Below are 22,739 nucleotides of genomic sequence, written 5' to 3'. Positions count from 1 at the left end.
AAGCAGCCTGTTTTCGTAGAGGAGTTAACAATATTCGACTACTTCAGATTATGCTAGTTAGGTGGTCATGATTTCAAAAAGGCTATAATTTGTTCATTCACTGATTCTTGATGCATAGAGTGTCCAAAACCTTTTGTGGCGATTAATTCACTTCCTTTCCAATGCTCATGAACTTTTTTTGATGCCGAAAAAGGCACTTGTAAATCGTCTTCGTCATGAAAAAGGAGTCCTTTTTTGGTGTTATTAGCTACAAATCGTGCACTAGAGAACTCATGAAAGTGAAAACCCAACCATTCTTTCAATCTTATGTCCATTGCTTCACGGACGTTATTATTGAATTTCAGAAGACCTTGATAATGGTCCATAAACTGTGAAAATTCGCAAGGTGCTCCAATAGTGATTATTTTCTCAACGGAAGATTCTTGGTTTTTAAAATGATCAAATAAAATGGTCATGCCTCCTACAGAATGAGCAACCACATATTTTGGTTTATAGGTGTCTAACATATGCCTAGATGCCTGAGAATATAAAGGGACATGAAGACGGTTTCCGGTTGAGTAACCATGTGCAGGAGCATCAAGGGCGATAATATTATAATTATGTTTTTTGAGTTTTGTAATAAGATTTCGCCATCTAAAAGTATTGCTTTCCCAACCATGCATAAGTAAAACTGTTTCCCCTGTTCCTGACCATTGATATGTTTGAACTTTATGTTCGCCAACTATTTCTAACGCTAGTTTTGCACTATCTAAAAAGTCTTTTTGATGAGGTAAAATTTTGCCTTTTCGTATGGTGCAAAAAATATCAAATGCCTTAACGGCAGCAGCTTTTGGATTGAACAACACTATAATGTTAAACAGTCTGCCATATGCCAGGGGAATGAATTTGGTTAAAATTTTCTTCATAAGGTTACTTTTTGTAACTTACTCTTTATTAGAAACCAAAAGTACATATTCCTTTTCTAAGAAAAAAGAGGTGTCAAAAGTAAAACCAAGTATTTCAATGGAAACTATTACTGATAACCAGAATGTTAGGATGACAAAAAAGTTAGAAAAAATGTTTGGTCATATAGACTATAAGCACCCACCTGAGCTTTGTCCGGTTAGAGATGTCATGTCAGTTGCTTCTGATCAGTGGAGTATTTTAATTCTATTATGGCTTGGTTATTTTCCCGTTTTGCGCTTTAATAAACTAAAAAAGTATGTTTACGGAATTTCAAATAAGGTATTAAGTCAACGTTTGAAGGTTTTGGAGACAGATGGTTACATCAAGCGAAAGGCTTATGCAGAAGTGCCAATAAGAGTAGAGTATAATTTAACTACTTTCGGAAAGACTTATGTAGAAAGACTTCTTGAACTAACAGAATGGATGCAACAAAATAGCCCTAAGGTTTTGGCAAATCGAAAAAAATTCGGGCTTGATTAATCTTCTCTATGGGTTTTGTTGATATCAAAAGCAGGTGTGCAAATGGCTAAATATTCACATTCTTTTTCAAACGGATTTGAATATTGAACTCTAACATTTTTTTCTACCTTGATAGATTCTCCTGCTGATAAAATTATTTTTTTACCATTAATAATGAACTGTTTTTTTCCTTTTATAATAAATGTGAATTCATCAAATTCAGGAGTTTGAAAAGGTTCGCTCCAGCCTGAAGGAGCCTTCATATGAGCGATACTGATGTTGCTATCACCATTAGTAGCCAAACCAAAATATTCGGCTATATATTTACCATCACTTGTGGGTACAATGAATGGTGATTTTTGTAGATTATATTTCTTCAATTTAATTTGTTTCTAAGACCTAATCCCATCCAAGCATCAAATATTTAATTTTAGCTTCGTCCGGTATTTGCACCGCTTCAATAGCTGTTTTAGTATATCTTAAATTAGAAGGTAATTCCGTTTTGTCTATGGTAAAATAAAGATTGCTCTCTTTAGGGAAAATCACCACGCTATTTATGGTGGTAACTACTTTTTTAATTTCAAAATTTGCTAGTATGTCTTTGAATGTACTTGCTTTAGTAATACCGTTGCTAGAAATGTATCGATCGTCTAAAATCTGAACATTTTCGATGGTCTGAATGGTATCAAGGTTTGGAGTGAGCAGTAATAATGGTTTGCCTCCTTTCTCGAAAACTTTGATTTTTTTGGTTGAAGCACCCAAATTTAAGTTGGAACTGTCTCTGACAATAGAATCTAAATTAAAAATTGTTTCAAGTGTTTTTATATCAGTCGATTTATTTAAAGGACCTATGGTGTCTTCCGTAATTAGAAAAGTGGTATCCTTTTCAGTGCAACTAATTATGATAAGCGTAAAACATAGTCCAATACTTAAAACTATTTTCTTCATTTTAAATTTTTAAAGAATAATGAATATTTGATTAACGGATGACTTTTTTCAAAACCCCTAATACACCTCGGATAAACGTGGCACTTGTTAACACCTTTACAACAGGATTCATTCTAGTGCTTTTTCGTTTGGTTGTTGTTTTTCGAGCTGTTGATTTTGCTTTTTCTTTGACAGCTTCTTTTTCTGCTTTTTCAATTTTTTCATTTAAAATTTCATAAGCACTTTCGCGATCAATTTCTTCATTATACTTTTTAATCAGTTTTGACTGATTCAAGGTTTCTTTTAACTCTTTGTCCGTTAAAACATCCATTCTACTCATTGGTGCTCTTAGCATTGTAGCAGCCAGTGGAGTTGGCCTTCCTTTTTCATCTAATGCCGAAATCAAAGCTTCACCAATACCGAGCGAGGTTAAAACCTCTTTTGTGTCATAATATTCAGAATCAGGATAGTTCTCGGCTGTGAGCTTAATCGCTTTTCTATCCTTTGCCGTAAACGCTCGAAGAGCGTGCTGTACTTTTAATCCTAATTGTGATAGAACAGCATCTGGCACATCTGTTGGGTTTTGTGTTACAAAGTAGAGCCCGATACCTTTTGAACGAATTAATTTTACAATACTTTCTATTTGGTCCAAAAGAGCCTTAGAAGCTTCTTTAAATATTAAGTGCGCTTCATCAATAAATAAAATTAATTCTGGTTGACCACTGTCACCTTGCTCTGGAAATGTACTATAAATCTCGGCTAAAAGACTTAGCATAAAGGTTGAGAACAATTTAGGCTTATCTTGAATGTCAGTCAATCGAATAATATTAATATAACCCCTTCCATTTTCATCAATTCGGACTAAATCATCAACTTCAAAAGACTTCTCGCCAAAGAACAAATCGGCGCCTTGCTGCTCTAATTCTATGATTTTTCTGAGAATGGTGCCCGTTGAGCTTGTTGACATTCTTCCGTATTCTTTTTGAAATTCAGTTTTGCCTTCACCTGTGGCGTATTGTAATACTTTTTTGAAATCTTTTAAGTCTAATAATGGTAGTTTATTGTCATCACAATATTTAAAAACGACAGCAACTATCCCTTCTTGGGTAACTGTTAAATCTAGAATTCTTGAAAGTAAAATTGGACCAAATTCAGAAACAGTGGCTCTTAGACGCACTCCGTCCTGTTCAGATAAAGTTAATATTTCAACTGGAAATCCTTTTGCATCAAAAGGAATACCAATAGCAGCATGTCGCTCGTCTATTTTTGGATGTCCAGGACTAGCCTTTGCAATCCCACTTAAATCGCCTTTTAAATCCATTAACAATACAGGAATTCCCTTATTGGATAAATTTTCAGCTATGACCTGAAGGGTTTTTGTTTTACCTGTACCTGTGGCACCTGCAATTAAACCATGTCGGTTTAATGTTTTCAAAGGGATTTTTACATATGCGTCAGTAATTGTTTCACCATTAAGCATACCTGCTCCCATAGTTATAAAATCGCCTTTTGTTTGGTACCCTTTTTCAATATGGGCAAAGAATTTTTCTTTGGTGCTCATTGAATTCAATTTCCGATAAAAATAGGGTAATTTGGCAGAAGACAAAAGATTCAGGACATTAGAAAAAAAATAGAAGAAAATGATTTTAAAAACGAAACCCTTTCTCGTAATTGTCGCTTTAATTTTTGTTACAAGTGTTTTTTCACAATCAGAAACAAGAATAATTTTTCATAAACCCGAGAATCCCGCTAGAGCTTCCGCACCATTTAGTGAAGCGGTACAAGCTGGGAATTTATTCTTTTTAGCTGGACAAATTGGTATGGATAGATCTATTGGTAAACTTGCCAAGGGTGGAATTCAAGGCGAAACAGAACAGGTTATTAAAAACATTGATGGAGTTTTAAGATATCACAGTCTAGGTTTGGATAATGTGGTGAAGTGTACAGTTATTTTAAGTGATATTAATGACTTTAAGGCCTTTAATGAAGTATATATAAAATATTTTACTAAAAAACCAGCCCGAACAACTTTTGCAGCTGCTGGGCTTGCGGCGGGTGCAAAGATTGAAATAGAGGTAGTAGCGGTTAAGTAAAAAATAAGAAAGGACCGATTTTTCATTCAGCTTATCTATCAAACTTGTTCAGATAATTTAGTTTAGCGATCTTTTGGGCAGTGGACACTATGGAAAAAGTAGTAAATCAATTACGAAATTTTAATTTTTTGACTTCGATGAAGTTTAATGGTTTTGTATTGTTTTTATTTATGAACCTGACCATTGCACAAGATAATATAGCACCAGTAGTAACTGCTGAAGGTGACCAATTTTATTGTCCAGGTTCTGCTATTCCTGTGGTTACTGCTTTTGATATTGTTGATGTAGATGATACGGAAATTGATGAATTTGCTATTCAAATATCTCAGGGTTATCAACGTGGGAATGATATATTAAGGTTAATTGGTGTTAATAATGGAATAGAAACAACATGGAACAACATTGAAGGAAAGCTCACTTTCAGGGGTGTCTCTGGAGCTCCTATGTTGTATACCGATTTAATACCTGCAATTCAAAATGTGGTTTTTGAAAGCACTTCAAACAACCCAACTGCAGAAAAGTTCTTCTCATTGACGGTTGGTAGTGCTAATTATTTACCAGAGACTGATCATTATTATGAATATGTTCCTTTTATAGGCATTCCTTGGGATGATGCTAGGGATGCTGCTGCAAATCGCACTTTTTTTGGCTTACAGGGTTATTTGGTGACTATTACTTCACAGGCCGAGGCACAATTATCTGGAGAACAGGCGGCGGGAACAGGATGGATCGGTGGGTCAGATTCACAACAAGAAGGAGTTTGGCGATGGGAGACAGGTCCTGAGACGGGAGAAGTTTTTTGGAATGGAGGTATCAATGGAACAAGTCCAAATTTTGCATTTTGGAATAATCAAGAACCTAATAATGTAGGCGGAGAAAACGGAGTTGGGGAAGATTACGCTCACATAACAGCACCAGGGGTTGGTATACCGGGCTCATGGAATGATTTAAGATTGACAGGAGAAACCAGTGGAGATTATCAACCTAAAGGTTATGTTGTTGAGTATGGAGGTTTGCCAGGGGATCCGGTTTTAAATCTTTCGGCGAGCACAAAAATAACTACACCTCAAGTGCTGGAAACATTTTCAGATGAAATATGTGGCCCAGGAATTGCAAGTTTAGAAGCTTTAGCATCAACTGGTGATTTGTTATGGTTTGAGAATGAAACAGGAGGAATGCCTATTGGTACAGGTGAAATTTTTGAAACCCCATTTTTAGTTCAAAACCAAACCTTTTATGTTTTGGCCTCTGAAGCTGGGTGTTTTACAGGACAAAGAATAGCTGTGGAAGCCGTGGTAAAGTTAGTTCCGGCAATAAACAATGGAATAACAATTACGAATTGTGACGAAGATGGAATTGCCGATGGATTTACAAATTTTGATTTGACGCAATATTTGGAATTAATTAACCCTGATTTTGGTGATTATACATTCACGTTTCATTTGACTGAGGCAGAAGCTGAAGCCAATGAAAATGTGCAATCAGCTACTTTATTTAATAATAGTATCGCTAATGAAATTTTTTTTAGAATAGAAGGTTTTGGTGAATACTGCTATGAAGTTGGGAGCTTATTTTTAGAGGTGTCTACTACTTCATTTTCAGATGATTTTTTGTTTGAATTGCAAGTTTGTGATACTAATGAAGCCGACGGGATTGCCGAATTTAATTTAATCGATGCTGAACAATCCTTATTAGCTCAGTTTCCTGCTCAACAGAATTTGACACTTTCTTTTTTTAGAACTAACGAAGAAGCCACTTTACAACAAAATCAAATAGAAAACACTGCTATTTATCAGAACATACAGCCTTATTCTGAAACTCTTTTTGTTCGGGTAGATGATGAGGCCAGTGGAACTTGTTTTGGTATAGGGGAACATCTTTTGCTGACGGTTTTTGAACGACCTATTTTTCAACTTCAAAATGAGTATAATTTTTGCACCAATTCCTCCATACTAGTTTCACCCATAAATCCTCAGGCTGATTATGACTACACGTGGTTCAATTCATCTGATGAGGTTGTGGGTAATGAACCTGAAATAAACCTTTCTATTGAGGGTAACTATACTGTAATTGCAACGAGTATAAATGATTGTAGTTCCGAGGTTTTGTTTTTTACAGTTCTTGAATCGAGTCCACCATCTTTGTTATCTGAATACCTAATTGTAAATAGTGATGAACAAACCATAACAATTACCAATGATATGGGTCAATTAGGTCTTGGTCTTTATGAGTTTTCATTAGATAATCCTTTCGGTCCATATCAGTTAGAAATGACTTTTGCCAATGTAGAGCCTGGTATACACACTTTGTATGCTGTTGATTTAAAAGGCTGCGGAAGTGACGAAATAGAGGTTGGTATTGTTGGAGTTCCAAAGTTTTTTACGCCTAATAACGATTCAGTTAATGATGAAATGAAAGTTTTAGGTATTACCGATGATTTTTACCAAAGTGGTAACCTTTTTATTTATGACCGTTACGGAAAGCTCTTAGCACAAGAAAATGCTATTGAAGGTGGATGGAGTGGATTTTATAATGGTCGTTCTTTGCCACCCTCGGACTATTGGTATGTTTTAGAACTTATTACCGCTGACGGCCTATTAGAAAGCAGAAATGGGCACTTTACTTTAAAGCAATAAATATAAATTTTCGAATTAGTTAATATTATCTTTGCAAAATGGTTTTACAAGATGTCATGCATTTAGTGGACAAGGGTAAGATGCTTCCTTTGATGGAAGAATTTTATACAATACAAGGCGAAGGTTTTCACAAAGGAACTGCGGCCTATTTTGTGCGCATAGGTGGTTGTGATGTTGGTTGTCACTGGTGTGATGTAAAAGAGAGTTGGAATGCTGAAACGCATCCTCCTACTGAAATTGAGCAAATTGTAGTAAATGCTACCAAATCTTCAGATACTATAGTAATTACAGGCGGAGAGCCTCTTACTTGGGATATGGGTCCTTTAACAAAAGCACTGAAGAACCAAGATCTGAATATACATATTGAAACCTCAGGAGCGTATCCGTTAACTGGTATATGGGATTGGATTTGTTTATCGCCTAAAAAGAATAAACTTCCGGTTGGTGATATATACGATAAAGCACATGAACTGAAAGTTATTGTTTATAACAAACATGATTTAATTTTTGCTGAGGAACAGGCTTCAAAAATTAATGACTCTTGTATATTATACCTTCAGCCAGAATGGAGTGTACGAGAAAAAGTAACGCCTTTAATCGTGGATTATGTCATGCAGCATCCAAAATGGAAGGTGTCATTGCAAACACATAAATACTTAAATATTCCTTAGCTATCAATGCTGGGTCTTCCACCATTATTCTCGAGGTCTAAGCGGCATTCCGCATCTAATTCAGGAGTAGCTGCATTTCCTCTCGAAACTTGAAATTCCATTTGTTCAATCAAAACATTCCCATTCAAAGAACAAGACGAATGTATTTTTGAATGAGATACTGCAATTGCTTTGTTAGCTGGACCAAATTCTAATTGGGCTCGCATTAAACAAGGGTCAACATTGCAATGATTTTCAGCCTCAGAATCTTCATGGTTATTAATAGGAACGGTTCCTAGATTTACCAATCCGAATAAGTGGCCAAACTCATGGTTTAATGTTGCAGTCTCAACATCCTCGGTTGTAATAAGAAGACTTCGTCCAGCAAGAGTTTTTACGGTACTCTCAAAAATCACCATTGATGTATTTCGATAAACCGCACCTAATGTAACTAGTCCCTCATCTAAATCATCCCCGTCCGAAGGAGCATCAGCAAAAAAGATATAAATAGCCAAAGTAGTTCCGTCGTTATATGCCGTTCTATTTTCTTGTTCTAAATCATCAATTTCATTAAGGGTCAAAGTTTCTTCACCTGTAGCATCTAACTCTCTGTAAGTAACTTCAATATTCGTTTTAAACGTATGAGTCCTTAGATAATCTTGAAAATTAGACATTGCTTCATCGGTAGGTCTAAAACCAGGTGCATAGGTGGCTTCAATTAATAACCGATCAAAATTTGAATTAGAAAGAATATCATTGGCCGAGGCACCAGTGCTTAATAGATTTTGAGTTTTATCAACCACTTGTGGTGGTTCGTCATCATTAGTTTCTTCAGGATCACTTTCATTTGAGCTACATGCCGCAAAAATCAAACTAAGAATTGTCAAAAAATAAATACCTCTTTTTCTCATAGCGCAAGCTTTTGAAAGTTAAACGTTCTAATCTATTAATCTATTATGGTGTTAAGGTAAGTTTGGCTAAATAGTCGAAATGTTCTCCATCACTTACAAGTTTACAATGAAAACCATGAATATTGGCATATTTCTTTAGAGTGTCAAAATCAAGATATAACCATTTAAATGATTTTCCTTTTATCCCTTTATAACCCATTTGAAATACTACCTCACCATAATAGTTGTTGTTATCTGGAACCCAATAGCCATCATCTTCATCTTGTTCAAACATATAAATGATGTTGCTAGAATCTAAAAGAATTTGCCCATTTGGTTTTAATAAAGATTTAAAATGATTTAAAAGGTTGCCTAATTGATCTAAAGAACCAGCAATACCAATACCATTCATTAAAAGTAGAAGCGTATCAAATTGTGAGCCAGAATATTCTAATATCGGACTGCAAACCGTGTTGATAAGTCCTCTTTGCTGGCATACTTTTATGGCTCCGGAAGACTTGTCTAAAACTGTTACTACAGAACCATTTTCTTGTAAATAAAGGCTATGACTTCCTGATCCACAACCAATATCAAGAACTTTACCAGAACATTTTTTCAAAGCTATTTGCTCTAATTTTGGCATCGCCTTAAAAGGCCGGAATAAGTAAGGCATTGGTATGGTATCTTCTTCGTCAAAAGAGGAGAAGGTTTTAATATCTTCTGAATAACGCCCGTTTTGATAATCTAAAAGGGCAATCCCAATAATATCATCCATAGAATTTAATTGCGTTACAAAAATGAAACAATATTTTTTAGGTTTGTAGTCTATGCAAGAGCAAATAAACGAATTGCCACAAAAAGCTTCTGAAAAGCTTCAAGAAAACAAGAAGTTTTTCACAAGATTAAAACGAAAGGCTCCAAAGAATTTAGATTACATAATGCAAGAGTTGCATGAACAAGAGTTTAACCAAACTGATTGTTTAGAATGTGCTAATTGTTGCAAAACTACAGGGCCTTTATTTACAAATGCAGATATAGAAAGAATTTCTAAGCATTTTAGGATGAAACCGCAGAAATTTATAGAAACTTATCTAAAAGTAGATGAAGACAATGATTATGTTTTGCAACAAGTACCATGTTCTTTTTTAGGATCAGATAATTATTGTAGTATTTATAATGTTCGACCAAAGGCGTGTCGAGAATTTCCGCATACTGACAGAAAGAAGTTCCAACAAATTAGTCAACTGACCTTAAAAAACATAGCTATTTGTCCTGCAGCATACAATATTGTCGAAGCAATGAAAAAACAAATTCCTTTAAGGTAAATTGGTTTATGTTTTTGCTGTTCTCCCGTATCAACTTAATTTAGTTATTTGAACTTAGATTTTGAATTTGTATTTTAACCTCATGGAACAAATAATTAATTATTTTGAAAATATTCCTCCACTTCATAGAAGTCTAATTTTAGTCGGTGGGATTACTTTTTTTTGGATACTAGAGGGTATTGTTCCTCTTTTTAGTGTGAGGTATAAGAAATGGCGACATGCTTTGCCTAATTTTTTCTTTACACTGACCACTATCATAATAAATTTTCCATTGGCCTTTTTGCTTCTTAAAACATCAGATTGGACCGTCGATAATCAATTCGGAATTATTAACTGGCTGCCTGCAATGCCTTTATGGCTTTATGTAACCCTTGGTGTAATGCTTTTAGATTTAATAGGAGCCTATACTGCACATTTAGTTGAACATAAAGTAAAACCACTTTGGATGGTTCATTTAGTGCATCATTCAGATCATAATGTTGATACTACTACTGCTAATAGGCATCATCCACTAGAGAGTTTAATTCGATATTCATTTACACTTATTGGGGTTTTTATTGTTGGTGCGCCCATTGGTATTATTATGTTATATCAAAGTCTATCGGTCGTGTTGTCTCAATTTAATCACGCAAACATCAGATTGCCGCGTAAAGTGGATAAGATGATTAGTTGGCTTGTAGTTTCACCAGATATGCATAAAGTTCATCATCATTATGTGTTGCCATATACAGATTCCAATTACGGTAATATTTTTTCAATTTGGGACCGAATATTCGGAACCTTTATGGAATTGGACCCAGATAAAATAACCTACGGAGTAGATACTTTTCCTAATGAAAAAGAGAATAGTAGTATTGTTGGTTTGTTAAAGCAGCCTTTTCATAAGTATAGAAAACCAACCACTGGAGAACTCTAATCATTAGTTTATGAAATCGCAAAGGAAGAAAGTATCTAAACTGGGCTTACTTTTAGGTATTTTAGGATGTTTAGCTGGTATTCTTTTGATTGTTGAAGGTAAATATTTTATAGGTATTGCTGGTACAATTGCCAGTGCTGGTCTTGTACTCATGCAATACAAGGCTAATAGATAAGATATTTAGAGCGGATTAGTTTAAAACGTTCCAAATCTGTTTGCCAACTAGCTTTTATTTCCATTTCAGAAAGTCCCGCCTCTATTTGTGCTTGTAGTTTTTCTGTTCCAGCATGTTTTGTAAATCCACTAGTATTAAAAAACTTATTCTTTTCATTACAATTATTATAGGCTTTAATAATCCATTGCAATGAGATAGAGTCCATTTTTTGATAATCAGATAAATCTTCTCCAAAACAGTTGAGGCCTTTTTCTTTTGGATATTTAGAACCAAAATTAGGCTGTGGTGTAAACGTAAATCTAAAAGCTGTGCTGTCTAGAAAAGAAGCTCCGTAACGCTGAAATTGAAACTCTGTTCCCCGACCTGCGTTAATATTTGTGCCTTCAAAAAGCCCTAGACTTGGGTAAAGATTAATAGATTGATCATTTGGTAAGTTAGGTGAAGGTCTAATAGGAATTGAATAATCGGATTCGTGTGAATAGTTGGCCATGGTAATTACCTTTAATTCGGCTTTTGTTTCATTCGCTAACCAATTCTCTTCATTAATCATGGTTGCATATTCTCCAATAGTCATTCCGTATACCAGTGGAATAGTTTGCAAACCTAAAAAGTTAGTATGTTCAACCCTCATAGTCGGGCCGTCAACATAATGTCCGTTAGGGTTAGGCCTATCTAAAACAAGAATTGGAATTTCAGCTTCCGCACAGGCTTCCATAACATACTGTAAGGTAGCGATGTAAGTGTAAAAACGAACCCCAACATCTTGAATATCAAAAATTATTAAATCAAGCCCCTTTAATTGGTTTTGAGTTGGTTTTCTGTTTTTGCCATAAAGAGAAGTTATTTGTAAACCTGTCTGAGTATCAATTCCATCTTTTACTTTTTCACCTGCGTCAACCTTGCCTCGGAAACCATGTTCTGGCGAAAAAACTTTTTTAATTTGTATTTGAAGCGAGAGTAAGGAATCAACTAAATGTGTATAACCTTCCTTTTTGAAAATAACACTGGTTTGATTGGCTACAACACCAATTTTTTTGTTTGTTATAATTGGTAAATATTCTTGAGTTTGGTTAGCACCTGCCAGAATATCTTTTTTAGAAATTTCAGTGGAAATAGAATTAGATTCGTTTGTACTAGATTTTTGTTTTTGTCCGCAAGCCAAAAAACAAATGCTTAAACATAAAATAGTACTTTTGAACTTTAAGAAAAAGGGCATCTTTTGAATTTAGAATATTTTATAGCCAAACGCCTGATTACAGGGAAGGAACATAAAATTAGCATTTCTGCTCCGATAATAAAAATAGCCATTGCTGCTATCGCTATCAGTATTATAATGATGCTTATTGCGATTGCCACCAGTATGGGTCTTCAATTTAAAATTCGGGAAAAGGTTGCAGCTTTTAATGGTCATATTCAAATTCAAAATTATGATGGCAACACTTCAGACGTTTCCGTGGAACCAGTATTGTTAAACCAAGAATTCTACCCTAATTTAAGTAAAATTGAAGGTGTTTCTCATATACAAGGGGTAGCAGTAAAGGCAGGAATAATACGAACGGAAGAGACTTTTGAAGGTATACTTGCTAAAGGGGTAAATGAAAATTACAATTGGCAGTTTTTTGAAGAGTTCTTAACTGAAGGACGCTTGCCCAATTTTTCTGAAGATTTAAACGAGGAAGTTCTAATATCAAAAATTCAAGCAGGAAAATTACAATTGGAATTAGGGGATTCTTTTTTGGCTGTTTTTTTAAAGGATGGAGATTTAACAAAAACGTCAAATAATAGAAAATTTAAGATTGTTGGTATTTATGAGAGCGGATTTGAAGAATTAGATACCTCGTACATTTTTGTCGACATTCGACATATTCAGCGCATGAATAAATGGAAGGCGAATGAGTTCGGAAATTTTGAAGTTTTTCTAGACGATTTTTCTGAGATAAATGAAAAAACTGTTGAAATTTATAATAAAACCCCTTCAAACTTAGATACTCAGAATATAAAAAGTAAGTATTTTAAAATTTTCGAATGGTTAGAACTTTTTGATTTTAATACCGCATTAATCATTGGTATTATGATTATTGTGGGAGGGATTAATATGATTACCGCACTTTTAGTTTTGATTTTAGAAAGAACCCAGATGATTGGAGTTTTAAAAGCCTTAGGTACCCAAGATTGGAGTATCAGAAAGGTTTTTTTATATAATGCGGCATATCTTATAGGCATTGGTCTTTTCTGGGGTAATGTAATTGGTCTTGGAATTATTTTTCTTCAAGACAAATTCAGATTCTTAACCTTTCCTAATCCTGAAGAGTATTACATTAAATACATACCTGTTCAAATAGATTTTGGTAATATTTTACTATTAAACCTTGGAGTAATGGTACTTTGTTTATTGATGCTATTAATTCCATCTTATGCTGTTGCAAAAATTTCTCCAGTCAAAGCGATAAAGTTTGATTAGTCTAGTAAGTAGAATTGAGAATATTTAGTCAACTAAAGTTGATTCTAATTACCTAACCCGTATTTTTGTTTTTGAATATGGAATACGCAAAAAACATACTAGAAACCATAGGTAAAACACCTTTGGTAAAGCTAAATAAGCTTACAGCTGAACTACCTTGTTTGGTCTTAGCTAAATATGAAACCTTTAATCCTGGAAACTCGGTTAAAGATCGTATGGCATTACAGATGGTAGAAGATGCAGAGGAGCTGGGAATATTAAAACCTGGAGGTACTATCATTGAAGGAACCTCAGGTAATACTGGAATGGGCTTAGCCCTGGCAGCTGTTGTTAAGGGTTATAAAATGATTTGTGTTATCAGTGACAAACAGTCCAAAGAAAAGGTTGATATTTTGAAAGCTGTTGGTAGCGAAGTGCATGTTTGCCCTACTGATGTTGCTCCTGAAGATCCTCGGAGTTATTATTCAACGGCAAAGCGATTGGCTACGGAAATACCGAATTCTTGGTATGTTAACCAATATGATAATCCAAGTAACTGTAAAGCACATTTTTTAAGTACTGGTCCTGAAATTTGGGAACAAACAGAAGGTAAAATAACTCATTTTGTAGTTGGTGTTGGTACTGGAGGTACCATATCTGGAGTAGGTTCGTATTTAAAAATGAAGAACCCAAATGTACAAGTTTGGGGTATTGACACCTATGGTTCAGTATTTAAAAAATATCATGAGACAGGTATTTTTGATGAGAACGAGATTTATCCTTACGTAACTGAAGGTATTGGAGAAGATATACTTCCTAAAAATGTCCGCTTTGAAGTTATAGATGGTTTTACTAAAGTAACCGATAAAGATGCGGCAATATATACCCAAAAACTTGCTAAAGAAGAAGGTATGTTTCTTGGAAATTCTGCTGGAGCTGCAATTAAGGGGCTTTTACAGCTTAAAGAAGAGTTTGGTGAAAATGACGTGGTCGTAGTACTTTTTCATGACCATGGAAGCCGTTACGTTGGTAAAATGTTTAATGACGATTGGATGCACAAAATGGGTTATATTGAATAAGAAGAGTTAACTAAAATAGTTCAATAAGTAATATAAGAGAATCTATTTATCATGGTAAAACTTGAATTTGGAAACCAAATTGTGAAGATTGACGCTGGTGAATTAATTAGTTATCAAGTTGATGGACATGAATTTATCCATCAAAAAGGAAGCCCTGGATGGAGTAGTGCTGATACTGAAATGTTTCCAATAATTGGTCCTGTGAATGAAGCTGATTTTATGGTACAAGTACCAAAAGGTCAAGCAATTCAAGATCAACATGGGCATTTACGATTAATGACCTACAGCTTAATTGAGAATACTGATTTAACGGCAGTTTTTGAAAAAGTGTATCAAGCCAATACTAAAATTAAAAATAAGAAATACCCTAAAAAGTCAGATAAGGCTTTGTTGTCTTGGCCTTATAATTTTCGATTTAAAAAATCTTTCCGGCTTGATTCCGAGGGCCTTGAAATTAGTTTTAAAATCGATGGTGAATTGGGTATGCCTTATATGTTAGGCTATCACCCTGCTTTTAAATTACAGACTACAAAACCAATCATCAAAACAAAAGATAAAAGTATAAATCTTGATGAGGTTTTAGCCGTAGGCAGTCGTGCATTAGAGGTTGCAAACTGCAATGAAATAACTTTATTGGACAATCATTCAATTACTCTAAAAACCGAAGGATTTGATCATTTTATGTGTTGGACCGAGGTAGGCAATATGATATGTATTGAGCCGATAACTTTCTACCCGTATAGGGTAAAGCAACAAAATTTACATGAAGGTTTTCAAAATTTAGATAACGAAGCTTCTTTCAAACTGCAGTTGATTCCCTTCATTTTATAAACGTTAAGAAAATCACAATTTTATTAACAAATTCTGCGTTATATTAAGTAAATTAGTAGTAATAATATTACGAATAGTTTAATGTTTAAAGATTTTATTGAGAGAGTAGGAGTGATGAATTGTATCATGCTCTTAGTGGTGTTATCAATTATCATCGTCTCAGAATATTTATTTCTCAGTGGAGAAAAGATGGATGCCATATTTATTGCATTCTGGGCACCAACCATACTTGGTTTTATGAATTATCTTAAGTATAAGAAATAATGGATTTTATTCTCATGTATTCCATTGTAGTAGCACTAATATTTTTAGTGTGGTTAGTCTTTGTCGCCCGAATGTATAAGAAAATGAAAAAGTAGTTCTTACGAAACCCCCTTTAACCAATTTTTAAAGTGCTTTACTCTATTTCTGCTTACCACAAGATCAAGGTCAATTCGGTTTTGTAGCTTTATTTTTAATCTATTATTGAAATAGTCTTCTACAGAATGAATTTCATCAATTGAAATCATCATTTTCCTATTGATTCTAAAGAAATTATTTGGATCCAACAATTCTTCTAACTTTTCTAAAGTAAAATCAACGGCATGTGAAGTTCCAGATTTTTCGGTTAAAAATGTATTGCCGCCTTCGGAATAAAAACAAATTACGTTGTTAACATCAGTTAGCATGAGCTTATTATTCTTTCTTATAAGAAAACGCTTTTTGTAATTAGGAGAAACAAAAGATCCCATCATCTTATCCATACGAATGAGATAATCATCTTCATCAGATTTCTTAAAAGACCAGTATTTTTTTAGTGCGTCTTTAATATCATCAAGCTTGGCCGGTTTTAAAATGTAATCAATACTGTTATACTTAAATGCCTGTACGGCATAGGTGTCAAAAGTTGTACAAAAAATTATGGGCTTTTCAATACCGACTGTGTTCAGTATATCAAAACAAGTACCATCTCCTAGGTGAATATCCATAAAGATTAGGTCCAAATCCGGATTTTTAGAAAAAAACACTAAAGCATCAGAAACCGAATCTAGTTCTTCAATTATCTGATGTTCAAAGCCTGTTTGTTCTATTAAATTTTTCAAATAAGCCCTAGAAATAGGCTCATCTTCAATAATTGCAATTTTTAATTGTCTTGACATTTTGTATAAAAAATCCACTAACTTATTGTTAAGATACCATATTGATTTTAAATATGACACTTAATCTTAGAAATAGTCACTCGCTTAAGAGTGGTAATTTTAAAATAAAATCTACTTTTCCGCTTTCAATTATAACCCTTTCATTACTCAAAAGTTCATAGCGTTTTCTGATATTTTTAAGGCCTAAGCCATATTGAATACCATTGCTATGTTTTTTCTGAAGGTTATTCTTTATAACTAAATAACCATTTTGTGTGAGGATATTAATTTTTAAAGGATGTTTAGTAGTGATAATATTATGTTTAACTGCGTTCTCAACTGCCAGTTGTAAGGATAATGGGATAAGCTTCTTCTCCTTTTCAGAATCATTAATTTCGATTTTGAAATTTACATTTTCTCCAAAACGTTCTTGCAACAAATCTGTATAGTCATTGATATACCGTAGCTCATCTTTTAAGGAAATTAAATTTTGATCAGAAATTTCTAGAGTGGTTTTATAAATACTGGCGAGCTTGTGAACAAACTCCTTAGACTTCTCTTTATCTACATCAATAAGATGCACTAAAGTATTGAGACTATTAAACAAAAAGTGAGGGCTAATTTGATTTTTAAGATTTAGTAATTGTGAAGTAACACTCTCTTTTTTTCTTATTTCCTCTTCTATTTTAGTGTTTTTGAGTTCAACAAATAGGTGCAAGGCCTCATAGAATCCCATATCTATGAAAAAAATTACCGCTCCTGTTAGTATTTGAACTGCAACATTCGGATCTGTAAAATCAGGATGGTCCAATCTAAAAAAAGGCTGAATTAATTTGATATACCAAAAACAAATAAAGAAATAAGGAATAAGGAAAGTAGGTATTATTAAAAGTCGTTTTTTTATATGTTGAACTCCCTTAAACTTTTTAAGTAGCTGCAGGTATAATTGTCTAATAACTAACCATAAAATTAAAATACACAAAAACTCGCCAAACCATGTAACAAGGTAATCCGTAAACTTTACCTTAAAAAAAGCTCCAGTGTAATAAATAGCCATGACAGTATGGGTGTTAATTAAAACACCGGCGAAAACAAAAAGATAATCATTGAAACCAAGTATAGTCTTGGCGTTCTTTAAAAGCATGGTTGGTTGACTAATAAGGGTAAAAAATACAAAACTTTTAATTAGAAACCTTTATATTTTTTTGAATTGTATTTTGAATTATTCTTAGAGCTTCAACAGTATTTTTCTGAGGAATTAAATGAGCCTCTAAATCCTCCTGAGTATTAATTTGAACTGAGTTCTGAATAAACCCGTATCCCTTATAAATTCCACTTTCCATTAAAACAAATGCTTTTTCGTCAGTAGTTCTTCCTTTGCGTTCTAACAAAATTCGTTCTTCACGTTGCTTGAGCAGAGCAATAGCCTTTATTACTTTTGTATTGTATTCTACAATAGCCTCTTCACCTTTGCATATTCCATTACAACTTTTCGCTTTGTAATGGCTACATGCTCCGTTTGTAACTTGTAAATGACAATATTTTGGACAAAGTGCTAAAACATCACATAAATTTTCAAGATAAGCTCTACAATCAGTTTGATTGTAAAATACCATTAATGGATTAATAACGGTTTTAAGTGAATCAAAAGCTAAATGCAAAATTCCTCGTCTGTCTTCATAGCTAAAAATGGCATACTGTTTTATAATTTTTTTTTGCGCTCTATTAAAAATTGGATAGTGTTCTTTAATAGCAGCAGATTCCATTAACAATGCTAAAAGCTCGCTTCCCGAGAGTTCAAAATCAATATCCGCTATTTCTTTACAAAGTTTAATTTCATGATTGCTCTTATCATAAAAGTGACCTAAAACCCGCTTCTTAATATTAATGGCTTTACCGACATAAATGATTTCACCGTTTTTGTTTTTGAAGTAGTAAACACCAGGTGTTGAAGGTAAATTATTAACAGTTGATTTGGACAATAATGGTGGTAGAGTAGCTTCTTGACTACGAGCGTTTAAAAACGTTTTTATCACCTTATCCGACGCAGTATTTTTTAAAAGTAATTTAAATAATAGTACAGTAGCACGTGCATCACCACGGGCTCTATGTCGGTCTGTCAATGGTATAGAGAGTGATGAACAGAGTTTGCCTAAACTATAAGAATTAAAACCGGGTATGAGTTTTCGAGAAAGCCGAACAGTACATAATTTTTTTCTAGAAAAGTCAACACCTATTTGTCTAAACTCTTCTTTAATAACACCATAATCAAAATTTACAGAATGTGCTATGAAAATACTGTCTTTGGTTATTTCAAGAACTTTATCAGAAATTTCTTTAAAAGTGGGTGCTTTAGCAACCATTTGGTTGTCAATACCTGTTAGTCCAGTAATAAAATAAGGTATTTCACATTGTGGATTTACCAAGTTGGTAAATTCATCTATTACCTTTTCGCCATCGAATTTGAAAATAGAAATTTCAGTAATTTTATTCCCTTTAATTCCGTTACCTGTGGTCTCTATGTCTATTATGGTGTACAATGGCGAATTATGAGTAACTAAAATTAGGGAATATTTGAATTGTGGAGCCGGGGAGAATCGAACTCCCGTCCAAACAAGCAATTAAAAGGCTTTCTACATGCTTAGTTTTTGTTCAATTTTAGACGCAAGACCGACCAAAAACCGCCTATCTTACGCTTAGCTTCTTAAAGTTTTAGTGCTATTGTCAAAGCGAACAAAAGCCTTATGTTGACTTTTATGGTGCCTCAAAATGAATCGCCGTCAACAAGGGCTATTCTGAGACATCTCGCTTCGCTACCTAGTAGCGACGAGGCTAATCTTACTATAATTCAGATTAAGCGGCAAGAGCGTAGTTATTATCGCCAATTAAAAGTGTGGAATAGATTTTAACGAGCATTACTTCCATAGCTCGGCATGCTTACATTCCAATTGGTCTCGCTGTCAAAACCAGTCGGCCCCATTATTTCAATGAACAATTTTTAAAAGGATGGCAAAGTTACAATATTTATCTACCTATGGCAGAAAAGTTTGCGTACCCTTTGTAATCCACTTAATTTAGGTCAATAATTATACCAAAGCTAATATGAAGTTTGGAATCATCAGAGAACGCAAGAATCCACCGGACAAAAGGGTTGTATTATCACCAAAACTTTGTAAAAATGTTCTTCAACAACATTCCAAGGCTGAACTTATTGTTGAGCCTTCGCCAATTCGTATTTTTTCTGATAAAGAATATGAAGAAGCAGGAATTAATGTGGCGTCAGAAATGGTAGATTGTGATGTGCTGTTGGGTGTAAAAGAAGTTCCTATTGAGGCTTTAATACCAAACAAAAAGTATTTTTTCTTTTCTCACACCATAAAAAAACAACCCTACAATAGGAAATTGCTTAAAGCTGTTTTAGAGAAGAATATTGAATTATATGATCATGAAGTAATCACTAATCAGAATGGACAGCGGTTGGTGGCTTTTGGACGATATGCCGGTATAGTTGGTGCATATAATGGCATACGTGCTTATGGCCTGAAGTATGATGTATTTGTTTTACCCAAAGCAGAAGATTTAAAAGACCAAAAAGCTTTGATTGCTGAGCTTAATAATATTCAATTACCAAAAATTAAAATTTTACTTACAGGTAAGGGTCGTGTTGGTAACGGAGCAAAGGAAATGCTGGATGCTATGAATATGAAAAGAGTTAATGTAGCCGCGTATCTGACCGATGACTTTAATGAACCAGTTTATTGTCAAATAGATGCGTCTGAATATAACAAGCGTAAAGACGGTGTACGTGGTAATAAAGCCGACTTTTTTGCTAACCCCGAAGACTATAAGTCTAATTTTTTTAGATTTAGTAAGGTGACTGACTTTTATATTGCGGGACACTTTTATGGAGATGGGGCTCCTTTTTTATATACAAGAGAAGATGCCAAACACCCTGATTTCAAAATTAAAATGGTAGCGGATATTAGCTGTGATATTGATGGCCCAGTAGCAACAACGATTAGACCTTCAACAATTGCTGATCCTATTTATGGTTATGACGCCAAGTCAGAAAATGAAATCGACTATAAACAAGAAAACGCGATAGCAGTTATGGCAGTTGATAACCTACCTGCAGAACTACCTAGAGATGCTAGTGACGGCTTTGGTGAAGCTTTTTCAAAATATGTAATCCCTGCCTTTTTTAATGGAGATAAAGATGGAATTCTTGAAAGAGCAAGAATGACTCTAAACGGTGAATTGACTAAAAATTATAAATATCTACAGGATTATATAGCTTAAACGGTCGCTGGTCGAAGTTTAAATTTGGTTAACATTCTATTGATTACTTTTTTGTATATTCCAAATTCTAATTTTTAACCAACCAAGTGAAATTTAATTGGATTTTTTCAAATAACGCAGACAAAAACCTACAAAAACAGAGTGTTGAACTTGAATATCGTCTAAGACCTAAAATCACCAAGTTTTTAATGGAGCATTTAGAACAAGAATGTTGTGGCGATTTTTCTTGTTTTTATTTTGATGTTGATATGAAAACTCAACAGGTATTGCTTTCAGAAAAGACACCAAAAAATTTCTTTGATAAAATTAAGAATGAATTTGATATTCAAATTAATCGACCTCAAAATTTATCTTCCGTTAGTTAGTCCAATGAAATAAACCAATTAATTATTGGATGTGATTTAGGGGCATCATAAGCGCTAATTGCTTTTAATTGCAGGTTTAAAGAAGTCAGTTTTTTTAAGGTTTTTACTTGTAATGTTTTTGTTTCACCTCCTTTAATTTCAAAAACTGGTGAGCTTGAGTAAAAGGTATAATCCATTGTATTTTCAAATAATATATTATTACTCGAAATATTTTTTAACTCAATTTTTAGTATTTCGGTGTTCGAAATATACGTAGCATTCTCTATTTTAATACATGCTTTTAATAAAGGTTTTACATACTCAGATTTGCCTACAATTAGTTCATTAAAAACGGCTACTGTTCTACCTTCGAACAAAGCTTCCTTTAAACTTGCTTTTGTTCTTTCTTTAGAAAAAACTAGGGTAACAGGTCTACTATAACCTTTTTCAATATAGTCCCAATCAATTAAACCATGAATATCACTTGTACCCATAATTGTTAGGTCATTTTCAAGGGCTATGGCTAACGCTTCTTCTGAATAGTCAGTTGTGTTAATGACTTCAATACCATGCAATTCTTTGTTGGCAATTCGCTCTTTTTGAAAATTACTAAGTATTGGATTGCCTTGAGGTCGCTGTGCATACCAAGCAGGATGATTCCAAAAAACAAAAGCGCCCTGGCTTTTGGCAGCAGCGAATTGAGCAACAGAATCTTTTTGCATTAAAGAATTTACGTCAGAAACAAAGATGGCGTTGCTATGGCCCGCTGGAGCCCTTCTTGTAATTTCGGTACCATGAATTAACATTAAATCATGATTTTTCGCCTCTTCTAAGGCAATTTCGTAAGATCTATTTCTGTCGGGGTGGGGAATATCGGCTAAGTGGGGTTGGTATTCAATATGTTCGGTTAACGAGATAACATCTAAATTATCTCGCAATGCTTCTTGAACACGAATGGTGGGCCAAACATTACCATCTGAAAACACGGTATGTTGATGCAAATCGGTTTTTAAAGTAACGTAGCCGCTAATATCAGGAAAAGAAAGTGCTCTTGTGCTCTTATGGGAGTGTTCTTGACTTTGGGAATTAAAAAAACATAAAAGGGCGGAAATAAAAAATAAGTTTTTCATGGTTATTAGTTTAACTTCTCAAATATATTTTAATATAAGCGCCCGAATTAATCAGCTGTTTATTTAAAAGGTTAAGAAAAGATTAATTAAAGCTAATTCGATAATTTTATGAAATGAATCCAGCCGAAGAATATATATTGAGTAGGGAAGAGCCTTACCGAAGTATCTTGCTTCATATTAAAGCAGTTATCGAAATGGTCATTTCTGAAGTTGATATGAAATACAAATGGAACATTCCTTGCTTTTACGCTGGTAAACAGCCCATATGCTATTTGAATGCCTCTTATAAGGGCAAGTACGTAGATGTCGCATTTTGGAATTCTTCTCATTTGACTAAGCATATTGAACTTATGGTTAGTCAAGATAGAAAGGTAGTTAAATCTTTACGATACACTTCTCTTCAAGAAATCGATGATGTTATTTTAGCTGAGGTTCTAAAAGAATCTTATGCCCTTAAAGCCAATGGGTTTTATAAAAAGTAA

Annotated in this window: 24 protein-coding genes and 1 other RNA gene; 13 read left to right on the top strand and 12 right to left on the bottom strand. The window is 34.0% G+C overall.

The window, feature by feature from the left end; genetic code table 11:
• Positions 1–65 precede the first annotated feature (65 nt).
• On the bottom strand, positions 66–905 hold the full coding sequence (locus RM542_RS11600; protein ID WP_311385913.1) for an alpha/beta hydrolase: 840 nt from the start codon (positions 903–905) through the stop codon (positions 66–68).
• 97 nt (positions 906–1,002) lie between these two features.
• Here RM542_RS11600 and RM542_RS11595 point away from each other — a divergent pair, with 97 nt between their 5' ends.
• Positions 1,003–1,425: a helix-turn-helix domain-containing protein gene (locus RM542_RS11595; RefSeq protein WP_311385912.1), complete on the top strand. Its 423-nt coding sequence runs from the start codon at positions 1,003–1,005 to the stop codon at positions 1,423–1,425.
• Here RM542_RS11595 and RM542_RS11590 read toward each other — a convergent pair.
• From RM542_RS11590 to RM542_RS11580, 3 genes are read right to left on the bottom strand one after another with little or no spacing between them, the layout of a single operon-like run.
• Positions 1,422–1,790 carry a cupin domain-containing protein gene (locus RM542_RS11590; protein WP_311386103.1) on the bottom strand — a complete coding sequence of 123 codons (369 nt, stop codon included), beginning with the start codon at positions 1,788–1,790 and terminating at the stop codon, positions 1,422–1,424. The genes RM542_RS11595 and RM542_RS11590 overlap by 4 nt on opposite strands.
• 13 nt (positions 1,791–1,803) lie before the next feature.
• Positions 1,804–2,352, bottom strand: a complete 549-nt coding sequence (locus RM542_RS11585; protein WP_311385911.1) for a hypothetical protein — start codon at positions 2,350–2,352, stop codon at positions 1,804–1,806.
• A gap of 31 nt (positions 2,353–2,383) precedes the next feature.
• The gene (locus RM542_RS11580; RefSeq protein ID WP_311385910.1) at positions 2,384–3,892 is read right to left on the bottom strand and encodes a helicase HerA-like domain-containing protein; all 1,509 of its coding nucleotides are present in this window, start codon (positions 3,890–3,892) and stop codon (positions 2,384–2,386) included.
• A 79-nt stretch (positions 3,893–3,971) separates the two neighbouring features.
• On the opposite strand from RM542_RS11580, the gene RM542_RS11575 reads away from it, so the two are divergent.
• From RM542_RS11575 to RM542_RS11565, 3 genes are all read left to right on the top strand, one after another.
• Positions 3,972–4,424: a Rid family detoxifying hydrolase gene (locus RM542_RS11575; protein ID WP_311385909.1), complete on the top strand. Its 453-nt coding sequence runs from the start codon at positions 3,972–3,974 to the stop codon at positions 4,422–4,424.
• An 89-nt stretch (positions 4,425–4,513) separates the two neighbouring features.
• A complete protein-coding gene (locus RM542_RS11570; RefSeq protein WP_311385908.1) occupies positions 4,514–7,060 on the top strand; it encodes a T9SS type B sorting domain-containing protein in 2,547 nt (848 codons plus the stop codon).
• A gap of 38 nt (positions 7,061–7,098) precedes the next feature.
• Positions 7,099–7,731: a 7-carboxy-7-deazaguanine synthase QueE gene (locus RM542_RS11565; protein ID WP_311385907.1), complete on the top strand. Its 633-nt coding sequence runs from the start codon at positions 7,099–7,101 to the stop codon at positions 7,729–7,731.
• Here RM542_RS11565 and RM542_RS11560 read toward each other — a convergent pair.
• Complete coding sequence (locus tag RM542_RS11560) at positions 7,728–8,621, bottom strand: hypothetical protein (RefSeq protein ID WP_311385906.1); 894 nt, start codon at positions 8,619–8,621, stop codon at positions 7,728–7,730. The two genes, RM542_RS11565 and RM542_RS11560, sit on opposite strands and share 4 nt — an antisense overlap.
• A gap of 43 nt (positions 8,622–8,664) precedes the next feature.
• Positions 8,665–9,375 (bottom strand): class I SAM-dependent methyltransferase, encoded by a 711-nt coding sequence (locus RM542_RS11555; protein ID WP_311385905.1) that lies wholly within the window; start codon positions 9,373–9,375, stop codon positions 8,665–8,667.
• Positions 9,376–9,427: 52 nt separating this feature from the next.
• Between RM542_RS11555 and RM542_RS11550 the strand changes: the two genes are divergently transcribed.
• The 3 genes from RM542_RS11550 to RM542_RS11540 all read left to right on the top strand — a co-directional run bounded on the left by RM542_RS11550 (position 9,428) and on the right by RM542_RS11540 (position 11,016).
• A complete protein-coding gene (locus RM542_RS11550; RefSeq protein ID WP_311385904.1) occupies positions 9,428–9,925 on the top strand; it encodes a YkgJ family cysteine cluster protein in 498 nt (165 codons plus the stop codon).
• Positions 9,926–10,007: 82 nt separating this feature from the next.
• Positions 10,008–10,841, top strand: a complete 834-nt coding sequence (locus tag RM542_RS11545; RefSeq protein ID WP_311385903.1) for a sterol desaturase family protein — start codon at positions 10,008–10,010, stop codon at positions 10,839–10,841.
• Positions 10,842–10,851: 10 nt separating this feature from the next.
• Positions 10,852–11,016 (top strand): hypothetical protein, encoded by a 165-nt coding sequence (locus RM542_RS11540; RefSeq protein ID WP_311385902.1) that lies wholly within the window; start codon positions 10,852–10,854, stop codon positions 11,014–11,016.
• On the opposite strand, the gene RM542_RS11535 is transcribed toward RM542_RS11540, so the two are convergent.
• The gene (locus RM542_RS11535; protein ID WP_311385901.1) at positions 11,006–12,232 is read right to left on the bottom strand and encodes a DUF1343 domain-containing protein; all 1,227 of its coding nucleotides are present in this window, start codon (positions 12,230–12,232) and stop codon (positions 11,006–11,008) included. The two genes, RM542_RS11540 and RM542_RS11535, sit on opposite strands and share 11 nt — an antisense overlap.
• Positions 12,233–12,235: 3 nt before the next feature.
• Between RM542_RS11535 and RM542_RS11530 the strand changes: the two genes are divergently transcribed.
• The 3 genes from RM542_RS11530 (at position 12,236) to RM542_RS11520 (ending at position 15,366) form a co-directional block, all read left to right on the top strand.
• Positions 12,236–13,477: an FtsX-like permease family protein gene (locus RM542_RS11530; RefSeq protein ID WP_311385900.1), complete on the top strand. Its 1,242-nt coding sequence runs from the start codon at positions 12,236–12,238 to the stop codon at positions 13,475–13,477.
• Between the two features lie 77 nt (positions 13,478–13,554).
• Positions 13,555–14,535, top strand: coding sequence for a cysteine synthase family protein (locus RM542_RS11525; RefSeq protein WP_311385899.1), 981 nt, complete (start codon positions 13,555–13,557; stop codon positions 14,533–14,535).
• A gap of 51 nt (positions 14,536–14,586) precedes the next feature.
• Positions 14,587–15,366 (top strand): aldose 1-epimerase, encoded by a 780-nt coding sequence (locus RM542_RS11520; protein ID WP_311385898.1) that lies wholly within the window; start codon positions 14,587–14,589, stop codon positions 15,364–15,366.
• A 362-nt stretch (positions 15,367–15,728) separates the two neighbouring features.
• Here RM542_RS11520 and RM542_RS11515 read toward each other — a convergent pair whose 3' ends face one another.
• The 4 genes from RM542_RS11515 to ssrA form a co-directional block, all read right to left on the bottom strand.
• Positions 15,729–16,523: a LytTR family DNA-binding domain-containing protein gene (locus RM542_RS11515; protein WP_311385897.1), complete on the bottom strand. Its 795-nt coding sequence runs from the start codon at positions 16,521–16,523 to the stop codon at positions 15,729–15,731.
• 58 nt (positions 16,524–16,581) lie between these two features.
• On the bottom strand, positions 16,582–17,628 hold the full coding sequence (locus RM542_RS11510; protein ID WP_311385896.1) for a histidine kinase: 1,047 nt from the start codon (positions 17,626–17,628) through the stop codon (positions 16,582–16,584).
• Between the two features lie 37 nt (positions 17,629–17,665).
• Positions 17,666–19,024 (bottom strand): exonuclease domain-containing protein, encoded by a 1,359-nt coding sequence (locus tag RM542_RS11505; protein WP_311385895.1) that lies wholly within the window; start codon positions 19,022–19,024, stop codon positions 17,666–17,668.
• 39 nt (positions 19,025–19,063) lie between these two features.
• Positions 19,064–19,462: a transfer-messenger RNA gene (gene ssrA / locus RM542_RS11500) on the bottom strand.
• 124 nt (positions 19,463–19,586) lie between these two features.
• On the opposite strand from ssrA, the gene RM542_RS11495 reads away from it, so the two are divergent.
• The gene (locus RM542_RS11495; RefSeq protein WP_311385894.1) at positions 19,587–20,783 is read left to right on the top strand and encodes an NAD(P)-dependent oxidoreductase; all 1,197 of its coding nucleotides are present in this window, start codon (positions 19,587–19,589) and stop codon (positions 20,781–20,783) included.
• 86 nt (positions 20,784–20,869) lie between these two features.
• Entirely contained in the window at positions 20,870–21,148 is a 279-nt protein-coding gene (locus RM542_RS11490) for a hypothetical protein (RefSeq protein WP_311385893.1), read from the top strand.
• Here the strand turns inward: RM542_RS11490 and RM542_RS11485 are convergent.
• Positions 21,145–22,257 (bottom strand): Sb-PDE family phosphodiesterase, encoded by a 1,113-nt coding sequence (locus RM542_RS11485; RefSeq protein WP_311385892.1) that lies wholly within the window; start codon positions 22,255–22,257, stop codon positions 21,145–21,147. The genes RM542_RS11490 and RM542_RS11485 overlap by 4 nt on opposite strands.
• 113 nt (positions 22,258–22,370) lie before the next feature.
• Here RM542_RS11485 and RM542_RS11480 point away from each other — a divergent pair, with 113 nt between their 5' ends.
• On the top strand, positions 22,371–22,739 hold the full coding sequence (locus RM542_RS11480; protein ID WP_311385891.1) for a DUF1801 domain-containing protein: 369 nt from the start codon (positions 22,371–22,373) through the stop codon (positions 22,737–22,739).

The sequence above is a fragment of the Croceitalea sp. P059 genome (genome assembly GCF_031846365.1).
In the GTDB taxonomy this organism is placed as follows: domain Bacteria; phylum Bacteroidota; class Bacteroidia; order Flavobacteriales; family Flavobacteriaceae; genus Croceitalea; species Croceitalea vernalis.
This window is presented reverse-complemented; position numbering and strand designations above follow the sequence as displayed.

What these genes read in the sequence shown, in the direction of transcription:
- RM542_RS11600 (WP_311385913.1), bottom strand. Translation starts at nt 905, where the DNA reads ATGAAGAAAATTTTAACCAAATTCATTCCCCTGGCATATGGCAGACTG.
- RM542_RS11520 (WP_311385898.1), top strand. Translation starts at nt 14,587, where the DNA reads ATGGTAAAACTTGAATTTGGAAACCAAATTGTGAAGATTGACGCTGGT.
- RM542_RS11565 (WP_311385907.1), top strand. Translation starts at nt 7,099, where the DNA reads ATGGTTTTACAAGATGTCATGCATTTAGTGGACAAGGGTAAGATGCTT.
- RM542_RS11555 (WP_311385905.1), bottom strand. Translation starts at nt 9,375, where the DNA reads ATGGATGATATTATTGGGATTGCCCTTTTAGATTATCAAAACGGGCGT.
- RM542_RS11560 (WP_311385906.1), bottom strand. Translation starts at nt 8,621, where the DNA reads ATGAGAAAAAGAGGTATTTATTTTTTGACAATTCTTAGTTTGATTTTT.
- RM542_RS11540 (WP_311385902.1), top strand. Translation starts at nt 10,852, where the DNA reads ATGAAATCGCAAAGGAAGAAAGTATCTAAACTGGGCTTACTTTTAGGT.
- RM542_RS11570 (WP_311385908.1), top strand. Translation starts at nt 4,514, where the DNA reads ATGGAAAAAGTAGTAAATCAATTACGAAATTTTAATTTTTTGACTTCG.
- RM542_RS11550 (WP_311385904.1), top strand. Translation starts at nt 9,428, where the DNA reads ATGCAAGAGCAAATAAACGAATTGCCACAAAAAGCTTCTGAAAAGCTT.
- RM542_RS11545 (WP_311385903.1), top strand. Translation starts at nt 10,008, where the DNA reads ATGGAACAAATAATTAATTATTTTGAAAATATTCCTCCACTTCATAGA.
- RM542_RS11485 (WP_311385892.1), bottom strand. Translation starts at nt 22,257, where the DNA reads ATGAAAAACTTATTTTTTATTTCCGCCCTTTTATGTTTTTTTAATTCC.
- RM542_RS11480 (WP_311385891.1), top strand. Translation starts at nt 22,371, where the DNA reads ATGAATCCAGCCGAAGAATATATATTGAGTAGGGAAGAGCCTTACCGA.
- RM542_RS11510 (WP_311385896.1), bottom strand. Translation starts at nt 17,628, where the DNA reads ATGCTTTTAAAGAACGCCAAGACTATACTTGGTTTCAATGATTATCTT.
- RM542_RS11580 (WP_311385910.1), bottom strand. Translation starts at nt 3,892, where the DNA reads ATGAGCACCAAAGAAAAATTCTTTGCCCATATTGAAAAAGGGTACCAA.
- RM542_RS11595 (WP_311385912.1), top strand. Translation starts at nt 1,003, where the DNA reads ATGGAAACTATTACTGATAACCAGAATGTTAGGATGACAAAAAAGTTA.
- RM542_RS11525 (WP_311385899.1), top strand. Translation starts at nt 13,555, where the DNA reads ATGGAATACGCAAAAAACATACTAGAAACCATAGGTAAAACACCTTTG.
- RM542_RS11535 (WP_311385901.1), bottom strand. Translation starts at nt 12,232, where the DNA reads ATGCCCTTTTTCTTAAAGTTCAAAAGTACTATTTTATGTTTAAGCATT.
- RM542_RS11575 (WP_311385909.1), top strand. Translation starts at nt 3,972, where the DNA reads ATGATTTTAAAAACGAAACCCTTTCTCGTAATTGTCGCTTTAATTTTT.
- RM542_RS11495 (WP_311385894.1), top strand. Translation starts at nt 19,587, where the DNA reads ATGAAGTTTGGAATCATCAGAGAACGCAAGAATCCACCGGACAAAAGG.
- RM542_RS11585 (WP_311385911.1), bottom strand. Translation starts at nt 2,352, where the DNA reads ATGAAGAAAATAGTTTTAAGTATTGGACTATGTTTTACGCTTATCATA.